This is a genomic window from Kitasatospora sp. NPDC092286, assembly GCF_044755565.1.
In the GTDB taxonomy this organism is placed as follows: domain Bacteria; phylum Actinomycetota; class Actinomycetes; order Streptomycetales; family Streptomycetaceae; genus Kitasatospora.
In genome coordinates, this window is sequence record NZ_JBIVRD010000004.1 from 62,397 (window position 1) to 81,689 (window position 19,293).

The 19,293-nt window shown below is 71.6% G+C and carries 19 protein-coding genes and 1 pseudogene; 15 read left to right on the forward strand and 5 right to left on the reverse strand.

Annotation, left to right across the window (positions count from 1 at the left end; genetic code table 11):
- Window positions 1-7: 7 nt before the first annotated feature.
- Window positions 8-3,091 (reverse strand): CRISPR-associated helicase Cas3', encoded by a 3,084-nt coding sequence (cas3, locus tag ACIQIB_RS06080; RefSeq protein WP_400756941.1) that lies wholly within the window; start codon window positions 3,089-3,091, stop codon window positions 8-10.
- Here cas3 and ACIQIB_RS06085 point away from each other — a divergent pair.
- Genes ACIQIB_RS06085 through cas6e form a run of 5 tightly spaced genes read left to right on the forward strand, consistent with a single transcriptional unit; the run spans window position 3,065 to window position 8,097 of the window.
- Window positions 3,065-4,606, forward strand: coding sequence for a type I-E CRISPR-associated protein Cse1/CasA (locus ACIQIB_RS06085; RefSeq protein WP_400756942.1), 1,542 nt, complete (start codon window positions 3,065-3,067; stop codon window positions 4,604-4,606). The genes cas3 and ACIQIB_RS06085 overlap by 27 nt on opposite strands.
- Window positions 4,603-5,172, forward strand: a complete 570-nt coding sequence (casB, locus tag ACIQIB_RS06090) for a type I-E CRISPR-associated protein Cse2/CasB (RefSeq protein ID WP_363607637.1) — start codon at window positions 4,603-4,605, stop codon at window positions 5,170-5,172. The genes ACIQIB_RS06085 and casB overlap by 4 nt, the downstream gene beginning before the upstream one ends.
- Window positions 5,169-6,551, forward strand: a complete 1,383-nt coding sequence (locus tag ACIQIB_RS06095; protein WP_363607636.1) for a type I-E CRISPR-associated protein Cas7/Cse4/CasC — start codon at window positions 5,169-5,171, stop codon at window positions 6,549-6,551. The genes casB and ACIQIB_RS06095 overlap by 4 nt, the downstream gene beginning before the upstream one ends.
- Window positions 6,548-7,396 (forward strand): type I-E CRISPR-associated protein Cas5/CasD, encoded by an 849-nt coding sequence (gene cas5e / locus ACIQIB_RS06100; protein ID WP_363607635.1) that lies wholly within the window; start codon window positions 6,548-6,550, stop codon window positions 7,394-7,396. Before ACIQIB_RS06095 ends, cas5e begins: the two co-directional genes overlap by 4 nt.
- Window positions 7,393-8,097: a type I-E CRISPR-associated protein Cas6/Cse3/CasE gene (gene cas6e, locus ACIQIB_RS06105; RefSeq protein WP_363607634.1), complete on the forward strand. Its 705-nt coding sequence runs from the start codon at window positions 7,393-7,395 to the stop codon at window positions 8,095-8,097. The genes cas5e and cas6e overlap by 4 nt, the downstream gene beginning before the upstream one ends.
- Window positions 8,098-8,447: 350 nt before the next feature.
- Here cas6e and ACIQIB_RS06110 read toward each other — a convergent pair whose 3' ends face one another.
- Window positions 8,448-9,002 (reverse strand): helix-turn-helix domain-containing protein, encoded by a 555-nt coding sequence (locus ACIQIB_RS06110; protein WP_363607633.1) that lies wholly within the window; start codon window positions 9,000-9,002, stop codon window positions 8,448-8,450.
- 232 nt (window positions 9,003-9,234) lie between these two features.
- Here ACIQIB_RS06110 and ACIQIB_RS06115 point away from each other — a divergent pair, with 232 nt between their 5' ends.
- The 3 genes from ACIQIB_RS06115 to ACIQIB_RS06125 all read left to right on the forward strand — a co-directional run bounded on the left by ACIQIB_RS06115 (window position 9,235) and on the right by ACIQIB_RS06125 (window position 10,718).
- Complete coding sequence (locus ACIQIB_RS06115; protein ID WP_400756943.1) at window positions 9,235-9,414, forward strand: hypothetical protein; 180 nt, start codon at window positions 9,235-9,237, stop codon at window positions 9,412-9,414.
- Window positions 9,415-9,599: 185 nt separating this feature from the next.
- Window positions 9,600-9,770, forward strand: coding sequence for a hypothetical protein (locus tag ACIQIB_RS06120; protein WP_400756945.1), 171 nt, complete (start codon window positions 9,600-9,602; stop codon window positions 9,768-9,770).
- Window positions 9,771-9,860: 90 nt separating this feature from the next.
- On the forward strand, window positions 9,861-10,718 hold the full coding sequence (locus ACIQIB_RS06125; RefSeq protein ID WP_400756946.1) for an aegerolysin family protein: 858 nt from the start codon (window positions 9,861-9,863) through the stop codon (window positions 10,716-10,718).
- Window positions 10,719-10,776: 58 nt separating this feature from the next.
- Here the strand turns inward: ACIQIB_RS06125 and ACIQIB_RS06130 are convergent, their stop codons facing one another.
- A complete protein-coding gene (locus tag ACIQIB_RS06130; RefSeq protein WP_363607629.1) occupies window positions 10,777-11,151 on the reverse strand; it encodes a hypothetical protein in 375 nt (124 codons plus the stop codon).
- A 108-nt stretch (window positions 11,152-11,259) separates the two neighbouring features.
- Here ACIQIB_RS06130 and ACIQIB_RS06135 point away from each other — a divergent pair, with 108 nt between their 5' ends.
- The 3 genes from ACIQIB_RS06135 to lepB all read left to right on the forward strand — a co-directional run bounded on the left by ACIQIB_RS06135 (window position 11,260) and on the right by lepB (window position 14,015).
- Window positions 11,260-12,351, forward strand: coding sequence for a helix-turn-helix transcriptional regulator (locus ACIQIB_RS06135; RefSeq protein WP_400756948.1), 1,092 nt, complete (start codon window positions 11,260-11,262; stop codon window positions 12,349-12,351).
- A gap of 150 nt (window positions 12,352-12,501) precedes the next feature.
- Window positions 12,502-13,095, forward strand: coding sequence for a helix-turn-helix domain-containing protein (locus tag ACIQIB_RS06140; protein WP_400756950.1), 594 nt, complete (start codon window positions 12,502-12,504; stop codon window positions 13,093-13,095).
- A 65-nt stretch (window positions 13,096-13,160) separates the two neighbouring features.
- Window positions 13,161-14,015, forward strand: coding sequence for a signal peptidase I (gene lepB, locus ACIQIB_RS06145; RefSeq protein ID WP_400756952.1), 855 nt, complete (start codon window positions 13,161-13,163; stop codon window positions 14,013-14,015).
- Window positions 14,016-14,091: 76 nt separating this feature from the next.
- Here the strand turns inward: lepB and ACIQIB_RS06150 are convergent, their stop codons facing one another.
- A complete protein-coding gene (locus ACIQIB_RS06150; RefSeq protein ID WP_400756954.1) occupies window positions 14,092-14,919 on the reverse strand; it encodes an alpha/beta fold hydrolase in 828 nt (275 codons plus the stop codon).
- A 326-nt stretch (window positions 14,920-15,245) separates the two neighbouring features.
- Here ACIQIB_RS06150 and ACIQIB_RS06155 point away from each other — a divergent pair, with 326 nt between their 5' ends.
- Window positions 15,246-15,524: a hypothetical protein gene (locus ACIQIB_RS06155; RefSeq protein WP_400756956.1), complete on the forward strand. Its 279-nt coding sequence runs from the start codon at window positions 15,246-15,248 to the stop codon at window positions 15,522-15,524.
- A 180-nt stretch (window positions 15,525-15,704) separates the two neighbouring features.
- Complete coding sequence (locus ACIQIB_RS06160) at window positions 15,705-16,364, forward strand: double zinc ribbon domain-containing protein (RefSeq protein ID WP_363607623.1); 660 nt, start codon at window positions 15,705-15,707, stop codon at window positions 16,362-16,364.
- An 84-nt stretch (window positions 16,365-16,448) separates the two neighbouring features.
- Here ACIQIB_RS06160 and ACIQIB_RS06165 read toward each other — a convergent pair whose 3' ends face one another.
- Window positions 16,449-18,005, reverse strand: coding sequence for an LCP family protein (locus ACIQIB_RS06165; protein WP_400756957.1), 1,557 nt, complete (start codon window positions 18,003-18,005; stop codon window positions 16,449-16,451).
- A 224-nt stretch (window positions 18,006-18,229) separates the two neighbouring features.
- Here ACIQIB_RS06165 and ACIQIB_RS06170 point away from each other — a divergent pair, with 224 nt between their 5' ends.
- Window positions 18,230-18,622 (forward strand): hypothetical protein, encoded by a 393-nt coding sequence (locus ACIQIB_RS06170; protein ID WP_400756959.1) that lies wholly within the window; start codon window positions 18,230-18,232, stop codon window positions 18,620-18,622.
- Between the two features lie 248 nt (window positions 18,623-18,870).
- Window positions 18,871-19,116: pseudogene (locus tag ACIQIB_RS06175) on the forward strand (PLP-dependent transferase); the annotation flags it as partial.
- Between the last annotated feature and the right edge of the window lie 177 nt (window positions 19,117-19,293).

Genomic DNA, 19,293 nt, shown 5'->3' on the forward strand with positions numbered 1-19,293 from the left:
CCTCAGGTCACCGGCTGAGTCCTTCTTCCGGGGTGTAGGTGATGTCGAGGGGGCTGGCGATGCACCAGCCGGTTGCGGGATCGAGGAAAAGCGTGCGCAGGTAGCGCAGCGCGGGGCGGTCGCGACGGGGCCGGTCGGCAGGGTGCGGGAATGGGTTGGGTGCTGTCGCCCATGTCGCTGGAATTACCATGGTGTTGAGGAGGAAGTCTTTCTGCTGCTTCCGGCGTGCGGCGGTGTTGGCAGGGTGGTACTGGGTGTCTGCGGGCAGGTTGCCGTCGCGGTCGTAGGTGAGTGCACCGTCCGTTTGCCGGTAGAGGGCGAGGCAGTCGATCGAGGGTTTGCCGAGCCGGGAGAGTGCGGTGATGCCGGGTGCGCCCTTCTCCTTGCCACCGCCGTGCGCCTTCCCGGACGCGAGCCCGTACACGGAGGCGGGGGTCCGGCCGAGACGGCCGTACGGACGGAATGGGCGGGCAGTGGACTCGCCCTGCTCGTTGGTGAGCGCGGCGTGCCAGACCGCTTTGGTGCGGGCGAGGAGTTGCCCGAGCGGGCCTGGTTGTGGGACGGCGGGGCCATAGACCTCGTGAATGAGAGTGCTGTGGTCGAGGGCGTTCATCGCGTACCGGCCGACTTCGTCCGCCCGTTGTGTGAGGGCGTGCCAGGTGGCGGCGAGGGTGTAGGGCGCATAGACGCCTCCGTCGCGGTTTCCCTTCGGCCTGCCGTTCCCGGTGTCTGGAGGCTCGACCATGGGCAGGCCGACGGTGTCGGGTTGCCAGAGTACGGTGAGTACGGGCTCGCGGCACCAGGCGGGTCTGGTGTTGACAGAATGGCGGTGCAGGCGCCCGCGGCGCTGGATGAGCAGGTCGATCGGCGCGAGGTCGGTGTAGACCTTGTCGAAGTCGATGTCGAGGGACTGCTCGACGATCTGGGTGGCGATGACAAGGAGCCGGTGAGGGCGCGCGGGATTGGGTCGGTCGCGGTCCGGACCGGGCCCAAGGGCACCGAGCAGCCGCGCCTCGACCGGGAGGCGGTCGCGGCCCATGAGTCGGCCATGCAGCAGGACGATCTCGTTCCTGTGCCAGCCGTGTCTGTGCCTGAGGTCGAGCACGGTACGGTGCAGCTCGACGGCGGAGCCGACCCGGTTGCGGACGACGGCGGTGACGCCCCCGCCGGACGCCTCGTGGAGCAGGTGGGTGGCGAGTCCTACGGGCCCGGGCAGCGGCCTCAGGCGTACTTCGGTGAGGGCCCGAGGCCGCTGGTCGGTCGGGGTGCCGGAGCTCCCGGTGCGGTGGATGGTGCCGTGCTGGTCGACGACGGTGATGGGACCGGTCTGCCCGGCGTCTTTGGCTGTGACCTGACGGCCCGTGCACCATGCTTGGACGAGTGCTTCCCGTACGGACACGGGCAGCGTCGCGGAGAGGACGACGATGGATGCCCCGCCGTCGGCGAGCCATTCGACGGCGGCGCCCAGCATGCCCTGCTGGAAGAGTTCGTAGGCGTGGGCCTCGTCGATGATGACCGTCTTCCCCGCGAGTCCGAAGAAGCGCAGCATCCAGTGCTGGGCGGGCTGCGGGACCAGGACGACCTGGTCAACGGTGCCGATCCCGAACGTGGAGACGAGGCCGAGGCAGCTTCGTAGGTACCAGGGATCGAGGACGACCCGGCCGGGTTCTCCGCTGTCGGCCGAAGCGGCGGCGATGGAGTCGGGCAGGGAGCGAAGTGCGTTCTGCCGGCGGGTGCGGGAGGCGTCGACCAAGCGGTGGACCAGATCGGTGGCCTCGGCGGTGGCGTGGACGACGGCGAGGTTGGTGGTCGCCGTGCGGCCGGTTGAGTTTTCGGCGAAGTCGGCCAGCTCGTCCGCCACTTGATTGGTGGCGGCCCGGGTTGGCATAGCCATGAAGAGCCCTTGGTGGCCGCAGGTCCTGGCCAGGTGGTGGGCGATGGCGAAGGCCAGTCGGGTCTTGCCCGAACCGGTGTCGGACTCGACGACGGCCATGGCGGGGCCCTCGGCCGGGAGGGCGGCGAGCGCGGCGGCCTGAAAGGGGCGGGGCCGGGAGTTGGGGAACAGCTCGGGCCAGGCCTTGGGCTCGGGCAGCCATCGGTCCAGCGCCAACTCGGTGATTGCTGCTTCCGCCTGGTGCCGCGATGCCGACCACCATGCGGCCGGTGGATCGCCGAGCCGGCGATAGGTGAAGTGGTCGTCGCTGGAGGCGATCCAGTCGGCGAGGATGACAAGTCCGGTGAACATCGGTAGGACGGACGGGCGTTCGGGCCTCACGAGATCGGGCAGGGTGGCGAGCGTGACGCCGATCAGATCGGCGACCTCGGCGATGAGCTTGCGGTAGACCGGCTCCCAGGCGTCGAGTGGGGCAGCACCTGCGGCCCGGCTGACCGTGTCCATGTCGGGGATGTGGCCGTGGTGGCCGCCGAGCAGCAGGGCGACGGAGTGCAGGCCGGAGATCTCGTCCCCGCTTCCTCCGCAGTCGGCGCAGGCGCAGCCGAGGAGCCGGGGGAGGTGGACGGCGGTGATGTGTTCGTGTCTGGCGCTGACCTGTCCGTTGGGGTGGTCGTCGCAGGGGAGGCGGACGGTGGAGGCGAGCGACCGCCAAGCGGCCAACTCGGCTCCCCTGAGCCCTGGATCATCACGGAGGCCCGTTCCGAAAGTGCGGAGGAAGCAGCCCGAGCCCTTGCCGAGGTCGTGCAGGCCGGCGAGAAGCATGACGGTCTTCCTGGCGGTGGCCTCGTCGCCGGCTCCGAAGGCCTCGGTGAGCCGCAGACGCATCCCGGGCGTGAGGTAGCGGTCCCACAGCTGGCCGGTGCATGCGGCGGTGTCGAGGATGTGTGCGGTGAGCGGATTCCACGCCGGCCGGCCATTCCCGCGCGATCGCCGACTCTTGTCAGTTTTCCCCCAAATAGCATGATGGGTAGAGATGTTGAGATTCTGATGTGCTGTCAAGAGTGCCCTCCCAAGACCTGCTACTGTCGTGCCCCGCAACCGTATCCAACGGTGTCTGCGAATTTGACCGTGCTGGTCCGCAGGAGCGGCAACACCCCTCGGAGAGAAGGAGTGGTCTTGCATTGGGATCCACGGCATCGAGCATGCATCCCGGCACTGACAATCGACGGCGAGCCGGAGCTCACGAAGGTGTCGGGCGTCCGGGCGTTGAGGGACGCTGACCGGATTGCCGCTATCTACGGGGGCACTCCTGGAGAGACCGCGGCACTCCTCGAATGGCTGCTCGGGATGCTGTACGCCGCCGAGCACTACCCGGAGACCCCCGGAGAGTGGCTGACGTGGGTGGAGAAACGTGAACCGCTCGCACCGGCCGCCGACTGGCTCGCTGACCATGACGGCACATGGGACCTCTTCGACGCCGAGCGGCCCCTGGGCCAGAACGCCGCGCTGCTACGTCACCTGAACACCTTCGGCGTCGGGCCGGCCCAACTCGTCATCGAGCACGCCGGCGACTACAACCAGCACTTCGACCACCGCCACCTGCATCACGTCGAACCGTTGCCGGCCGATGCCGCGTGGCGTGCGATGCTGACGCAGCACACCTTTGGCCAGGGCCGCCGTGCCCGTATTCCCGCCAAGGAGATGGGCTTTCCCGCACCGTTCACCAACCTGTCGACCTGTCGCCTCGGCTCACGCGTCCGCGTCTTCGCTCTCGGCCCCACGCTTGGTGACACCCTGCGGCTCAACCTCTCCCCGTGGGACGATGAACCAGGCACTCTCAACCTGACGTGGGGCGACCGCCCCCGCCGGCCATTCACCCACACCGGTGCCAGCGAGACCCGGCCGCTCGACGGGCCGGCCGACCTGCACACGGTCCTCGGCCGCTCGATCGCACTCCGTCCGGTCGAGATGCCGGACGGCGAGCCGGGGGTCGACCGTGTCCTCGTCGGCCCCGGTGAGACGCTGACCGACCTCCAGGCCCCCTACCGCCAGGACGAGGTCATGGTCATGCGCAACCGCAAGCCGGTGACCCTCAAGCCGCAGGCGTCCCGGGAACTGTGGTGCGAATCGCACGCGCTGTACGCGGCCGTCGCCGAGCGCGTCAAGGGCAGCGACCTGTACGGGCGGCTCGCCATGCTGCGCAGTCGGCGACCGGAGCTGTGGGCGGTCGGTCTGCTGGCCGACAAGGGCAACCCGATCGCCTGGGTGGACGACCGATTCCCGTTCGTACCCGGCCGTGAGGCCGGCCTCCGGCACGCCAGCGAGCAGGGCTCCGAAGTCGCCGAGTACGCGGCCACCGCACTCCAGTGCGCGGCCGCCGCCGCCCGCGATCACGCCTATCCGAACCCCAAACCGACCGACAAGCCGGGCCAGTTGGCGCGCTTCAATGGCGAACCTGAGATGTGGGCGGGCACCGGTGTGGAGTTTCACGCCATGCTCGATGCCGTCGCCGACGGTCACCCGGTCGCGGCAGTGATCTCCCGGTTCGGGAGCACCGTCCGCGCCATCGCCACGGACGCTCTCAGGGCCCGCTTGGAGAGCCTCCCCCCGACCGGCCGAGGACTGCAGGCCCGTGCCCGGGCCGAGCAACGGCTGAAGGAGGAACTGGACAGCCCCAAGGCGCCGGACCCGCTGAAGGAGACCACCCCATGACCGACCCTGCCCAGAATCCACCGGTGCCCTCCCCAGGGCAGCAGCTCACCGCCTGGCTCTGCGGCCTCGTACGCGCCCGGCAGTACGGGCAGCTCGCCGACCTGCGCCGCCCGGCCGCGCTGACCCAAGCCCGCCTCACCGCCGCGAACTTCGCTCCCTCCGAGGACACCCGCCGGGTCTTCGAACAGGTCGCCTTTCTCTTCGCCCGCTACCACGCCGGGCGCCTGGTCCCGTCCCCCGGCGCAGGCGACACCGGCGCCGCTCTGCGCCGAATCGGCACGGGAGCGGGCCGCGGGCCGGCCAACCCGGGGGCGGTACGGCTGCTGGACCGCGTCGTCGCCTCCCGCAGGGTTCCCTGGCGTCATCTTCAGCACGTGATCGAGCGCGCCAGGTCCTGCGACACCGTCCCTCCGTCCTGGACGACGCTCACCGAGGACCTCGCCGGATGGTCCGGCAAGGGCCGACCGGTCCAGTACCAGTGGGCCCGCTCCTTCTACACCCCGACCTTCGCCCCCGAACCGCGCGGGAACGTCCCCGCCCTCGCTCCGATCGGAGACGCCCAGTGACCGCCGAACCCGCCACCTTCACCGGCCCGCAGTACCTCTCCCTGCACCTCCTGGAGACTATGGTCGCGGTCCTGCCGGTCCGCGACGAGAACGGCATGCCCAAGGCGATCAGTCTCGGGGGTGACCTCCGGACCATGATCACCTCGCAGTCCCGCAGGCGTGCGGAACGCACCTACTCCCGCACCCGCGCCAACACCGGGGACGGACCGCTGGCCGGCCACACGATGGGCCTTCGCACGCGTGAGTGGGCGAAGATCACCGCCGTCGAGCTGGAAGCCCAGGGCTGGGACAAGGAAACGGCGCTGGCGACCGCCAAAGCCGTACTGAGCGGCGTAGGGCTTAAGTTCGGTGACAAGCCGAACACCGCCGACCTCACCAAGGTCCTGCTGTTCGCCCCCGAGAACGCCGGGAAGGCCCTCGCCACGAGTCTCGTCGAGCGCCGCGAGGCCGTCGCCGAGTGGAGCGGCGGGTACGTGGCGGCGCAGAGCGCGGCCGCGGAGAAGAAGGCGAAGGCCGCCGCCAAGCGCCGGGCCCAGGCCAGGATCCGAAAGGAGGGCGGGGTGCCCGCGGACGAGCCGCAGGAGACCGGCGACGAGGACGCCGACGAGAAGCTGCCCGTTCTGCCGAAGGATCTGCGTGCGGCCGTCCTCACCGCCCTGGCCCCCGGCGACGCCATCGACATCGCGCTCTACGGCCGCTTCCTCGCCGAGATCGCCGACTCGCCGAACGTCGACGGCGCCATCCAGACCGCCCACGCCTTCACTGTCCAGCCGGCCGAACACATCGACGACTTCTACTCGGCCGCCGACGACGCCAAGCTCGACCGCAGGAACCGATCCCGCGCCAACGCCCTGGACTACCTGGACGCCGCCGAGGACTCCGGTGCCGGCATGACCGGATACCAGTCCCTGATCTCCGGCACCTTCTACCGCCACGCCGTCCTGGACCGTGACAAGCTTCGCGCCAACCTGACTGCCGCCGGCATGGAGGCCGAGAAGATCGAGGCCGCCGCGGCGGCAGCGGAACTGGAGGTGGTCGACGCCTTCGTCAACTCCCAGCCGCGGGCCAAGACCAACACCACGGCCTCCACCGGGTCACTCCCCAAGCTCGTGATGGCCTTCGACGGCAAGCGCCCGTTCAACTACGGCCTCGCCTTCGAGAACGCCATCTTCGAAGAGAGCGACGGCCCCGCCTCCCTCGAAGCCACCCGCCGTCTCCTCGCCCAGCACGCCCTTGTCACCCGCAAGCGCGACGACATCACCCCGGCCCGCCTCCTCACCTACGACCTCGCGGTCGAGCGACTGCTCGCCGAGGAGGCGAAGAACGGCACCTTGCCCGGCACCGAGGTCAACACCATCGAGGAGCTGACCCGTCCGTGACGGACTCCGTCCTCCTCGCACGGCTCGCGGCACCCCTCCAGTCATGGGGGAGCGGCTCGCGCTTCGACCGCCGCGACACCCAGCTGCACCCCACCAAATCGGGATGCATCGGCATGATCGCCGCCGCACTAGGCCTCGGTTACACCGCCGACATCGGCCACCTGGCAGCCCTGCGCTTCGGCGTCCGCGCCGACCGCCCCGGCACACCCGTCCACGACTACCAGATCGTCGGCGGCGGCCCGATGCCGCTACGCCCCCGTGACCTCATCACGGATCACCGGCGCGCTGCGGCGGCGGCCGCGTGGCTAGACGGTGAGAGCGGTCCGACGTTCGGCCGAGCGGTCGGCACCGCACTCGCCTCCTGGTACGGCGCGCCGAAGGAGATCGCCCCGGACGACCAGACCGGGGTTCTCACCGCCGGGAACCTGCGCCGTGATCCGATGCAGACCTACCGCTGGTACCTGGCGGATGCCGCCTTCGTCGCAGCCTTCCAGAGCCCGGACCGTGACCTGCTGAAGGAGATCGCCGACGCGCTCGAACAGCCGAAGCGGCTGCTTTGGCTCGGACGGAAGTCCTGCCCGCCATCGGGCACCATCGCCGGCGGGGTGCACCCCGGAACCCTGGAGGAGGTCCTCCGGACGGCGAGTCTGCTCCCCAACGCCACTGCGGACAGGCCGTGGCTGTGGTGTGAAGCCCCGCCGGGCAGCAGGAATGCCAGCCGGATCACCGACCAGCCGGTCACCTTCGACCCTACGCGGCGCATGCATGCCGTCCGCTGGGAGATCCGCACCCGGCTCACCCCCGACCCTGACCCTGCCATCCGCTGGGAGGACCTGATCCCATGACAACCCGACTGATCGCCTGTCACAGCGTCATCGCGCTGGACGCCCGGCACCCCGTTGCCGCGAAGAGCCTTCTCGACGCCCAGGACATGCACCGCCTGGTGATGAGCGGCTTCCGTGGTTGGGTCGACGGACAAGCGGACGCCCGAGCCCAGATGGGCATCCTGTCAACCTGGAATGTCGACCTCAAGACCAATACGTTGCTCCTGGTCATCCAGTCGAAGGTCACCCCGGACTGGTCCCTCATCCCCAAGGATGCGCTCACCACCAAGATCGAGACCATCAGCGTCGACCAGCCCCTGCGCAAGGGTGACCAGTTCACCTTTCGCACGGTCGTCAACGCGCTGACCGCCCGCAGGGATCTCCGGAGCCCGGCAGGCCGCTCGCGCAAACTCGCTGCGGCCAGGCCGGATCACGTCCGTGAATGGTTGATGAAGCGCTCACGGCCGACCGGTGAGGCCACGACCGGTGAGGGCGGCGCCCGATTCATCGGCGCCGAGATTGACCAGCAATCACTCGCCGTTCGCATGCTGCCACCCGTCACGAGCAGCCACCACGCGGGACTCAAGATCAACCGCTCCGAAGTGAGGGGCACACTCGTCGTAGCCGATCCCGGCGCTCTCCACAGCACCCTGGCCGACGGTATCGGTTCAGCTCGTGCCTACGGCTGTGGACTCGTGCTCGTCCGCCAGAGTGGATCGTGATCGCCATTGCGGAACAAACGACGATGACGCTGCCACTGGTGATAGTACGGCGGGGCAGCGGTAGCATCACCTCTGCCTCGCCACTTGCGAGGATGGCCCAGGAGTATGTGACTTCGACGCCGCAGACCTGGCCGTAGCCGGGATGGCTCCTACGATCCGAATCGCGAGATCGGAGGGGCGACCTGTTCCCCGCTGAGGCAATCTCTGGGGCTACTGCCCGCCCGCGCGGGGATGGTTCCTCCGAGGACATCCTTGTGGAGTCTCCTTGCCGGGCGTGGGCTCCTCGCCTGGTGAGGCGTCCTCGGCGGACGGAACGGGAGGCGCGGGCGCGGCGAGTGGCAGGCCCGCTGTCAGCAGGACGACCTGCTCGGCCCGGGGGCGCCCTCGTCGCGGGCCGCCAGCTCGGCCACCTTGCCGTTGAACAGGTGCCACAGTTCGGCCAGTGACTCGGGCGTCAGCCGGGGCACCAGGTCGTCGATACCGGACGAAGCCAGCCACTCCGCGCCCAGTCGGCCGGTTGCGACATCCTCCTCGTGCTGGGCGAGTGCCGCCGCGAGGTGCTCGACCTGCCGCCGCCGGGCGAGGCCGATGAAGGCGCGGCTCTCCGGTGCGGCGCTCATCGCCCGGTTGTCCCAGGTGGTCACGGTGTGCACCGCCCGCCAGCGGCGTTCGCGCCCGTCCCGGTGCTCGGCCTCGGTGACGAAGGCATACTTCGCCAGCACTCGCAGGTGGTAGCTGGTGGAGCCGGACGACTCCCCGGTCGTGACGGCGAGTTCGCTCGCGGTGGCCGGTCCGTCCAGCCGCAGCAGCCCGAGCAGCCGGATGCGCAGGGGGTGGGTGAGGGCCTTCAGGGCGGCCGAGTCCCGCTCGGGATCGAGGACGCGCCGGTGCTCTTCGCTGACCATGGGGGCACGCTACCGCTGCCCGGGCCTATCGCAAGAGAAGTTTTGCAGAGTTGGCCGGGTTGGCGGGCGCGCCCGGGCCGCATCACAACTCGGCTTCGCTGTGGGCTGCTTGGGTGGCGCCCGGGGGGCTGGGCGGGGATCCTCGGTGCACCGAGGGGGATTCGGGCGACGATTCGACGGGGTGGCCGTGGGCGAACGTGAGCACGAGGGGGCGGGCCGGGGGTGGTCCGGGGTGGCTCGGCGGTCGCTGGGGCTGCTGGGGGCGGCGGCCGCGATCGGCGGGCTGCTGGGCGGTGCGGTCAGCCTGATGCTGTTCGCCTTCACCGACTGGTTCGACCCGATCGCCCGCTTCGTCCACGACCACGGCATCCTCATCTGGGGCGGCCACGACCGGGCGGCCGAGCCCCGCTGACCGTGGGGCCGGGCCGTATCCCGTGCGGCGGAGCCGGGCTGCGCCCGCCGACCCCGAGTCGCCGTCGAGCGCTCGGGCGGGGTGCCCGCCGCGCCGATCCGTACGGTTCGGCCGTGACCGCGCGAACAGGCCGTTCTGGCCGGATGGTGACGGATAGTCACCAAGCTTCACAGGATGACGCGTTCATGATCTATTTGGATCACGGTGACCGGCGCACGGTGGAAACCCACCTCACCAACGCGTACCGCAAGCTCGGGGTGACCCGCCGGACCCAGCCCATGGCCCTGCTGGACGACATCGCGGCTCCGCCGGCGGCCACGAGCTCTGGCCTGCCGGTGCACGCGGGAAGTCGTTGACGGTGCGTCAGTATTCTTCTGTGAACGTCCAGTTCTTCGAAGCAGGACGTCCGTCGGAAGGCCACCGATGCCAGGCTGACCGCCGCCGTCATGGTGGGCGGCGCGCTGTCGCTGGCGCCCGCCGCCCAGGCCGCCGGCCCCGGTGCCGACGCGCCCGCCACCACCGCCGCGGCGACGGACTCCGCGCAGTCGCCCGCCGCCGCCTCGGCCTCCCGCAGCACTCGCGTGGTGGTGAACAACAACTCCACGCAGGGCATGCAGCGGGTGTGGAGCAACCTCGACCACGGGTGCTGGACCAACGACCAGCTGCCGCCCGACAACATTCCGTCGACGAAGTCCAACTCCTGGGCCAGTGAGTCGTGCGGATTCATGACGGGGACGGAGGGGCAGGTCAACTTCGCCGTCGCCGGCGGGCAGGTGGAAATCCACTGGAACAACCCCTGCACCGGTTCCAACAGTTACTTCTGCTCGGTGCCGGCGACCTACTCCTGCTCGCGGAGCGGAGGGTCGGGGGACAATGCCGAGGTCACGTTCTCGATCTCCGGCGGACCGAGGAACCTGCGCGCGGTGACCGAGACCGCCGCCCCCGCGCTGGTCCAGGCGAAGCGCAGCACCCATGTGACCCTCAACAACAACTCCGGCCAGCTGCTCTCGCGCAACGGGGCGAGCCTGGACTGGGGAATCCGGAGTGACAACCAGCTGTCCACCGTCAACATCATGCCGGGTCAGAGCGGCTCCTGGCAGAGCGAGTCCGAAGGCTTCATGACCGGTACCGAGGGCGAGGTGAGCTACCTCGTGGCGGGCGCCGGCAACGTGGTGGTCCACTGGAACAACCCCTACTACGGCAGCAACTCGTACAGCTGCACCGCTCCCGCCAACTACACCTGCAGCCGGACGGGCGGCTCGGGTGACAACGCCACCGTGGCCTTCACCCTCTCCAAGTCCTGACACCCCTTCCGTCACGGCCCGGCGTCTCCTCCGCCGGGCCGTTTCGGCCGGGCGGGGCCTAACCGTCCGCGCGCGCCCCGGTGGCGGACAGCCGCTCGAACTCGGCCTCCGGGTCCGCCTGTTGCCGGTAGTCGAAGTGCAGCCGCACCACGCCGTCCCGGTCGGTGAACCGGGCGAGCGGGCCCTGGCCGGCGGCGGGCAGCAGCCGGGGAGCGGCCCACTGCTGGGCGACCACCGCGAGGCGGGTCCGGTCGGCGGCCACCACGATCCAGGTCGCCCGGCCGCCCTGGACGGTCGCGAGGTAGCCGTCCGCGAGCACCGAGACGACGGCGTCCCGCACACCGATGCCGTCCGGGAACTCGCGCCGCTCGGCGTGCGGAGCCGACACGTCGTCGCCCATCGCCACGCTGTCCCTGGTCAGTTCGGTTCTCATGGCGGGCAGCGTAGCCGTACGGAGTGGCCGGGACCCCGCCATGAGTCGGAGTCGACCCCCTACGATCGGCGCATGACCGCTGACTGGTCTGCGTGTTAGCTTCCGGCCATGGGATCACGTGGGATTCGTGGGGCGGCGGCGCAACAGGCGATCGAGGGGCTGCGGGAGCTGGCCGGGGCCGGGCTGACGGCCCCCGAGGTGTTCCGCAGGGCGGACGAACTGCTGCGCGGAGTCATGGAGTTCGACGCGGTCTGCTGGCACACCGCCGACCCGGCGACCGGGCTGGTGAACTCCGTGCTGAGCGACGACCTCAGCCTCGACAGCTTCCAGGACGCCGTCCGCCTGGAGATCTGGTCCGATGACGTCGCCACCTTCCCCAAGATCCGCCGCAGCGGCGTGCGGGCCGAGACACTGAACCGGGTGACGAAGGGGCGACCGGAGCACAGCGTGCGCTACCGCGAGCAGATCGCCCCGGCCGGGTTCGGCGACGAGCTGCGCGCCGTCTTCGACGCGCACGGCGGGATGTGGGGGTGCGCCGCGTTCATGCGGGCCGGGGACCGCGGGCCGTACCTCGGCCACCAGCGCGAGCTCGCCGACATCGCCGCCCGGCACCTGGGGAACGCGCTGCGGGCCAGCCACCTCCCGCCGCCCGGCGACGGGCCGGAGGACGAGTCCTGTCCGGACGGCGGGGCGCCGGTCGTCCTGCTGCTCGGCCCGTCGAACCGGCTGCTCGCGATGTCCGGCCCGGCCGAGGAGTTGCTGGCCGGCCTGGCCGACCCCACACCGTCGGCGCTCGCGGTGCCGACCGCCTTCGCGATCGCCGCCGAGCAGGCCCGCCGGGCGGCGTACGGCCTGCCCGCCCCGCAGCGGAAGATCCGGGTGCAGGCGAGGGACGGCCGCTGGTTCGTGCTGCACGCCTCGGCGCTGCGGGGCGGGACGGCGGGCGAGGTGACGGTGGTGGCCTCCGAGGCCACCCCGGCGGACGTGATGCCGCTCTACCTGTCCGCGTACGGGCTGACGGCACGGGAGCAGGAGGTGGCGCTGCTGCTGGTGCGCGGCTGCGACACCCGGGACGTCTCGCGGCTGCTGACGATGACGCCCTACACGGTGCAGGACCACCTCAAGTCGGTCTTCGCCAAGGCCGGGGTGGCCAGCCGCCGTGAGCTGATCGCCCGGGTCATGCTCGGCGTCGGCCACTGAGGGGCGGCGCACACTGAGGGGCGGCACCGGGCCGGGAGGCGGCCGGCCGCGGGGGCTCCCCGGCGCCGCCCGCCGCCCCGCGGTTCCGCCGGCCGCCGTGCCGGCAAGCTGATTTGACAACCACGCTTGCCGCCTCGGCAAATAGAAGACATGGCCGACGACTTCTCTACCGTCCTCACCACGGTGGGCCCGCGTCTGCGGGCGCTGCGGCGCGAGCGTGGCACCACCCTGGCCAGGCTGAGCGCCGCGACCGGCATTTCCCTCAGCACCCTCTCCCGCCTGGAGTCCGGCCAGCGTAAGCCCACCCTGGAACTGCTGCTGCCGCTGGCCCGGGAGTACCGGGTGCCGCTGGACGAACTGGTGGGCGCCCCGGCCACCGGGGATCCGCGCATCCACGCCCGGCCGTTCACCCGGGGCGGCCAGACCTTCGTCCCGCTCACCCACCACCTCGGCGGGCTGCACGCCTACAAGCAGATCATGCCCCCGGGTTACCGGGCCGGGCCCGAGCTGGAGCCCAAGGTGCACGAGGGTCACGAGTGGGTGTACGTCCTGGCGGGCCGGCTGCGCCTGCTCCTGGGCTCGCGCGATCTCGTCCTGACCGCGGGGGAGGCGGCCGAGTTCGACACCCGGATCCCGCACGCCTTCGGCAACGCCGGGCCGACGCCGGTCGAGTTCCTGAGCCTGTTCGGGCCGCAGGGCGAACGCATCCACGTCCGGGCCCGGCCGGGAACCTCTGGTCGTTAGGTTCGTTGGCTCACAACGGGGGTTCCGCACCGGGCTCCCGACAGGCCGTCCGGAGGGGCCCAGGGATGAGCGTCGAACAGACCACGGAGACCGATCAGGCCGATGAGGCCGGCGGGAAGGGCGCGGCGGGGTCGAAGAAACGGTCCTTCTGGCGGGAGCTGCCGGTCCTGGTGGTCATCGCCCTGCTGCTCTCACTCGGCATCAAGACCTTCTTCGTCCAGGCCTTCTCGATCCCCTCGGGCTCGATGCAGCACACCCTGGAGAAGGGGGACAGGGTGCTGGTCGACAAGTTCACGCCGTGGTTCGGCGCCGCCCCGGACCGCGGTGAGGTGGTGGTCTTCCGCGACCCGGGCGGCTGGCTGGAGGGGCCGCCCGAGCAGTCCGGCAACAGCGTCATGCGTGGTGTCCAGACGGTGCTCGGCGTGGTCGGCCTGATGCCGTCGGCGGACGAGAAGGACCTGATCAAGCGGGTGATCGCGGTGGGCGGCGACACCGTCGAGTGCAACAGCGGCAGCCCGGTCAAGGTCAACGGCGTCCCGCTGGACGAGCCGTACATCTACCCGGGCGCCACGCCCTGCGACAACGAGCCGGCCGGCACGGTCAAGGTCCCCAAGGACCACCTCTGGGTGATGGGCGACCACCGCGACGACTCCCGCGACTCCCGGTACCACACCCACGAGGCCGGCGGCGGCTTCGTCCCGGTGGACAACGTCATCGGCCGCGCCTTCGTCGTCGCCTGGCCGCTCTCCCACTGGGACACCCTCCCCGTCCCCGACACCTTCGACCAGGCACCGCTGGGCGCACCCGCCCCGCACGACAACCCCCTCGACAGCCCGCCGGCCCCGGAGGCCGCCGCCCTCGCCGCCGCCGTTCCGCTGGCCGTCTGGCAGCGCCGCCGGGCCCGGGCCCGCAGGCGCTGACCGGGCCGGCGGCCCCGGTCCCGGCCGTACCCGGCGGGCAACGGGCCGCCCGGGTCCCGGGGTCAGGACGTGGGGATCAGGACGTGAGGAAGTCCAGCAGGTCGGCCTCGAAGGCGGCCCGGTACGCCCCGTGCAGGCCGTGCGACGCGCCGGGGTAGACCTTGAGCACGCTGTCCGGGATCAGCCGGGCGGTCCTCGGGGCGGCGGCCGCGATCGGGACGATCTGGTCGTCGTCCCCGTGCGCGACCAGGGTGGGGATGTCGATGCGCTTGAGGTCCTCGGTGAAGTCGGTCTCGGAGAACTGCCGGACGCAGTCGTACGCCGCCTTCGCGCCGACCTGCATGCTCCAGAGCCAGAACGCCCGGCGGATGCCGTCGGCCCCGGACAGGTCGGCGCCGGGGCGGTTGAAGCCGTAGAAGCTCTCGCTGAGGTCCCAGTAGAACTGCGAGCGGTTGCCGTCCACCCCGGCCCGGATGCCGTCGAGGGCCTCCAGCGGTGTGCCCTCCGGGTTGCCGGGGCCCCGCAGCATCAGCGGCGGGACGGCGCTCAGCAGCAGCGCCTTGGCCACCCGGGAGGTGCCGTGCCGGCCCAGGTAGCGGGCCACCTCGCCGCCGCCCGTCGAGTGGCCGACCAGGACGGCGTCGCGCAGGTCGAGCCGGTCGATCAGCTGGGCGAGGTCGTCGGCGTAGGTGTCCATGTCGTTGCCGTGCCAGGGCTGGTCGGAGCGCCCGTGGCCGCGCCGGTCGTGGGCGATCGCGCGGTGGCCGCGTTCGGCGACCAGCCGCAGCTGCTCGTCCCAGGCGTCCGCGTTCAGCGGCCAGCCGTGGCTGAAGACGACCGGCCGGCCGCTGCCCCAGTCCTTGTAGAAGATCCGGGTGCCGTCGTCGGTGGTGATGGTGGGCATGGCGCTCCTTCGTGCGATCGGGCCACAGGGGTTGGAGGTGAACAGAGGAGACAGGGGCGGGGGAGGCACTCAGACGCTAGGCGGGAGGTGGGCGCGGCGCGGCGGGAAGGCGGCGACCGGTCGGCGTGTTGCCCGGAATTCATCCTCCGGACGGGTGGGGGACGGTCGCGGGCCGGATCCGGGCCGGGCCCGGGGCCGCCTTCCGGGGGTTCTCGCCACGCTGTTCTCTACACGGCTGTAGAGTCTGTCGGGTGAGCTGTACGCCAGGCCTCGCGGCTGCCCTGTCGGGGGAGCCGGTGGCGACATCCGGGTCGGGAGGCGGAACCGTGGAGGAGAGTCGGCGCGGGCCTGTGGACGGCGAGGGGCCGGGGGGCGTGGACCTGGGCGTGGACCTGGACGCCGAGCCGGGCGTGGAGCGGGTGTACCAGCCGGTCGAGGTGCACTTCGGTGACGGCACCTGGGCGCTCGGGCGGATCAGCGGGTGGTGGCAGGACGCGGCCGGGCGGCGCTGGTGCCGGCTGCGGGTGGCCCGGAGCGGGCGGCCGGCCCGCTGGGAGCCGTTCGACCCGGCCCGGGTGGTGCTGCTGCCGGCCGGTGGGGTCTGAGACCCACTCCGGTGGACCGGGCGGTTCTTGAACCGTTGCTCAGCGAAGCTTTACCCCAACGGGATTCACAAAATATGACGGTATATGTCATTCTGTGCAGCGCCCCGTGACCCATCGCAGCCGTGTCGGCGTCAGAGGGCCGGGGACCGCCGACATGCCAACTCAGCCACCGGGGACGACGTGAGTTCCGAGATCTACTTCAGCAACAACTACCGTGACCTGTGCGAGCAACACGGTACCGGGGCCGGCTTCCAGTTCGAGTTCTCCTGCTCGCGCTGCTCCGACACCTGGCGTTCGCCGTTCGAGGCGTTCACCACCGGCCAGGTGGCGGGCTGGGTGAGCAAGGGCGTCAGTGCCGCCTGGAACCTCATCGGCGGCAACGCCAACACCATCAGCAACGCCGCCGACGGGCTGGCCGGCGCCAACTGGGGCAGCTCCCGCGATGCCGCCTTCCAGCGGGCCATCGCCAACGCCCAGACCCACTTCAACCGGTGCGCACGGTGCACCAACTACGTCTGCGGCCGCTGCTTCGACCCCGCCCAGGGCCTCTGCCACACCTGCGCCCCGGACACCGCCGCCGAGGCGATGGCGGCCCAGCGGCGCGGCCTCAACGACATGGTCTCCGAGCGGGCCTACACGCAGGGGCAGCAGACCGGCCAGGCCTTCGACGTGCAGACGCCGCGCCAGCTGGTCTGTCCGCAGTGCAGCACCGAGACCCACGGCACGCCGTTCTGCCCGGGCTGCGGCTTCCGCCTGGCCAACCCGAACCAGTGCGGGCAGTGCCAGGCCGCGCTGCCCGAGGGCGCCGCGTTCTGCCCGGGGTGCGGCACCCGCCGCTGACCAGGACCGTCGCGCGCCCCGGGACCACCGTCGCCCCGGGGCGCGCGACGCTCTCCGCCGGCCCTGTGCGGGCCGGCGGCGCCGTCAGCCGTACGAGAGGTTGGCGCAGGGGTCGTCGTCGGCCGAGCGGGCCGCGTCGCGGACGCTGGTGGGCAGCGGGCCCGGGGCCGGCGGCAGCGGGCCGGAGGGCGCGGCGGTGGCGGTGGCGGCGTAGTCGTGGCCCAGCACCACGCTGACGCCCGCCTTGGCGCCCGGCTGGACCCCGGCGCCGGGGAAGAGCTTCGCCACGGCCTCCGCCGAGGTCCGCTCGCCGGGCCCGTAGTCGACCACGGTGGTGGCGCGTTGACGGTTCGGCGCGTTGCCGACGGCCGTCACGGTGAACCCGGCCGCCTTCAGGGACTCCGCAGCCCGGCCGCCGAGGCCGGTGGCCGAAGTGCCGTTCAGCACGGTCACCTTGACGTCTGTGCCGGCCGCCGGGGGCTCGGGAGCGGGGGAGGCCGTGGGGGAGGGCGAGGGGTCCTCGGACGCCGCCGCGCTCGGCGCGCTCGCGTCCTGGCCGTCCAGCGTGCGGTCGGCCCGGAGCGCCGCCCAGAGCTGGTCGACGTCCGGGTGGACCAGCGCGACCCGGGGGCCCTCGTAACGCCAGGGCGCGGTGACGAACTTGACGTCGTGCAGGTCGATGTCCTTCAGCGACATGGCGAAGGAGAGCAGCTTGGCGGCGGAGCCGAGGTCCTGGTCGACGGTCAGCGACCGGGTGGCGGCGTCGGCGACCGGCAGCAGGGTGGTCGGGTCCATGCCCTTGGCCTTGATCTCCTTGATCAGCGCGGAGAGGAAGGCCTGTTGGCGCTTGGTGCGGCCGATGTCCGAGCCGTCGCCGATGCCGTGCCGCAGCCGGACGTAGTCCAGCGCGGACTGGCCCTGAACCCTCTGCAGGCCCTTGGGGTAGAGCAGTTTGCCCTTCCGGCCGAGGTTGGGGTTGAGGTCGCCCTCGCGGATCTCGTTCGGCAGGCAGACCTCCACCCCGCCGACGGCCTTGGTCATCGCGGCGAAGCCCTCGAAGTTGACCACGATGGTGTGGTCGACCCGCATGTTGGTCAGTTTCTCCACGGCGTTCTGGGCGCAGGCCGGGTTGCCCTGTTCGGTGTCGCCCACCGCGAAGGCGCTGTTGAACATGACATTGTTCTGCTCTTTGGTCCACTTCCCGTTCGGCAGCTTGCAGGGCGGGATGGTGACCAGCGAGTCGCGCGGGATGGAGATGCCCGCCGCGTGCTTGTGGTCGGCGTAGACGTGCAGCAGGATCGCCGTGTTCGAACGGGCCCCGCCCTCCTGGCCGCCCCCCAGGTCGCTGTTGTTGCCGCCGCGGCTGTCCGAACCGATCAGCAGGATGTTGACCGGCACATGGCCCTGCGCGTCGGGCTTGGCCGCCTCCGGGCGGTCCTTGCTGACGGCGTCTCCGTCGAAGGTGGCTATGTTCCCGTTCAGCCGGTAGTAGACGGCGCCGCCGGCCAGTACCAGCAGGGCGGTGCAGCCGGCGGTCACCCAGAGCACCTTCTGCTTGCGGCTGCGCCGGGGACGGGCGCGTCGGCCGCCCGACCGGCTCCTCGACGCCCCGGCTCCGCCGGGACCCCTGCGACCTGACATGTCGTCACCCTCCACAGTTGCCACGAGATCCCCGTCGGTGTGCTGGGCGCCCGCGCGCGGACCCCGGGTACCGTGGGCGGGTCCGCCGCCGGTAAACTTTTACACCGCTGTAGAACTTCAGTGGAGCATACTAGGCGCCGATGAGGAAACCCGCAGGTCAGCCCAGGGGGGTCTGGACGGCCGGGCCCATCGGTGCCGCACCCGGACCGGAACCAAGGAGCACGATGACTCACCGGATCGCACGTTCGATAGCCGGCGCCCTGGTGGCCCTGCTGGCCACCGCAGGCCTGACCGCGGCGGCGTCGAGCGCGACGGCGGTGGCCGCACCCCGACCCGCGGCCGTGGCGGCCGGCGCCGTCCAGCCGCAGGGCGTCCACGGCGTCCAGGGCATGGAGGGGGCCGAGGACGGACAGACCGTCCAGGTCCCCCGGGCCGCCGAGGACCGCGCGGCGGCTCCGGCGAGCCGGCTGGCGGCGGAGAAGGAGAAGAAGAAGGGCTTCTTCGCCAAGCTCGGCAAGTTCCTGCTGATCGTGGTGATCCTGATCATTCTCTTCTTCGTGCTGCTGATCGTCGGGATCGTCTACGCCGCCAAGCGGATCTTCGGGCGCCGCCGCTGAGACCCGCCGGGCCCCTCGGCACGCGCCGTCGGGCCCGGCGGCCGTCCAGGGCCGATCGACCGGGACTGGCTCTGGGGGGTCTGGCGCTACGCCATCGAACCCGGCGCCGCGGCCGACCCGTTCGCCGTCTGGCTGACGCTGCGCGGCCTGCAGACGCCGGCCCTGCGGGTGCGCAGGCGCTGCGACACCGCGCTCGACCCGGCCGTCCGGCCGCGCACCCGGCCGTCACCGCCGTCCACTACCCGGGCCTGCCCGCCCACCCGGACCACGAGCGCGCCCGCCGACTGCTCCCGGACGGCCACGGCGGCGTGCTCGCGTTCGACCTCGCGGGCGGACGGGAGGCGGCCCGGACCTTCACCGAGTCCGTCCGGCCGGCCTCCCCCGCGCCCTCGCCCGGCGGGGCGCACACCCTGGTGCTGCATCCGGCCGGCACCTCGCACCGGCAGCTGGACGACACGGAGCCGGCCGCCGCCGGCATCGGCGCCGGGACGGTCCGCCTCTCGGTGGGCACCGAGCACCCGGAGGACCTCTGGGCGGACCTGGAGCAGGCGCTCGCCGAGCTCTGGGCGGACGGCGGGCGAGCGGACGGCCCGGACCGGCGCGGCGCCGGGCGGACCGACGAGCGCCGGGCGGGCGGGCCCGCGCCTTCGTCGCGGCCAAGCCGGCGGACC

Coding starts and splice junctions, on each gene's coding strand:
- casB (WP_363607637.1), top strand. CDS start 4,603: ATGACCGACCCTGCCCAGAATCCACCGGTGCCCTCCCCAGGGCAGCAG.
- ACIQIB_RS06110 (WP_363607633.1), bottom strand. CDS start 9,002: ATGGTCAGCGAAGAGCACCGGCGCGTCCTCGATCCCGAGCGGGACTCG.
- ACIQIB_RS06120 (WP_400756945.1), top strand. CDS start 9,600: ATGATCTATTTGGATCACGGTGACCGGCGCACGGTGGAAACCCACCTC.
- cas3 (WP_400756941.1), bottom strand. CDS start 3,091: ATGCCGTGGATCCCAATGCAAGACCACTCCTTCTCTCCGAGGGGTGTT.
- ACIQIB_RS06135 (WP_400756948.1), top strand. CDS start 11,260: ATGGGATCACGTGGGATTCGTGGGGCGGCGGCGCAACAGGCGATCGAG.
- ACIQIB_RS06165 (WP_400756957.1), bottom strand. CDS start 18,005: ATGTCAGGTCGCAGGGGTCCCGGCGGAGCCGGGGCGTCGAGGAGCCGG.
- lepB (WP_400756952.1), top strand. CDS start 13,161: ATGAGCGTCGAACAGACCACGGAGACCGATCAGGCCGATGAGGCCGGC.
- ACIQIB_RS06140 (WP_400756950.1), top strand. CDS start 12,502: ATGGCCGACGACTTCTCTACCGTCCTCACCACGGTGGGCCCGCGTCTG.
- ACIQIB_RS06130 (WP_363607629.1), bottom strand. CDS start 11,151: ATGAGAACCGAACTGACCAGGGACAGCGTGGCGATGGGCGACGACGTG.
- ACIQIB_RS06150 (WP_400756954.1), bottom strand. CDS start 14,919: ATGCCCACCATCACCACCGACGACGGCACCCGGATCTTCTACAAGGAC.
- ACIQIB_RS06170 (WP_400756959.1), top strand. CDS start 18,230: ATGACTCACCGGATCGCACGTTCGATAGCCGGCGCCCTGGTGGCCCTG.
- ACIQIB_RS06125 (WP_400756946.1), top strand. CDS start 9,861: ATGGTGGGCGGCGCGCTGTCGCTGGCGCCCGCCGCCCAGGCCGCCGGC.
- cas6e (WP_363607634.1), top strand. CDS start 7,393: ATGACAACCCGACTGATCGCCTGTCACAGCGTCATCGCGCTGGACGCC.